Raw genomic sequence first — 255 nt, forward strand, 5'->3', positions numbered from 1 at the left:
CGCGCGAGGACTTGAACGGCATCGAGGTCTTCAAGGACCGCAGCCACCCGCAGCGCGTCGCCGTCGAGGAATGCCCACCCGGTGCCGTGCTCGTCATCGACAGCCGCAAGGATGCACGCGCCGCGTCAGCCGGCGGCATCCTCGTCGCGCGGCTGATGGTGCGCGGCTGCGCCGGCGTCGTCACCGACGGCGGGTTTCGTGACAGCCCCGACATCGCCAGGTACACGATGCCGGCCTACCACGCGCGCCCCAGCG

General features: G+C 71.8%; 1 protein-coding gene. It reads left to right on the forward strand.

Going from position 1 to position 255, the window contains the following annotated elements; genetic code table 11:
* Positions 1-255 (forward strand): RraA family protein (locus tag ACG0Z3_RS23450; RefSeq protein WP_474101717.1); only part of this gene is annotated, 255 nt, incomplete at both ends.

This window comes from Pelomonas margarita (assembly GCF_043555875.1).
GTDB classification, from domain to species: domain Bacteria; phylum Pseudomonadota; class Gammaproteobacteria; order Burkholderiales; family Burkholderiaceae_C; genus Pelomonas; species Pelomonas margarita.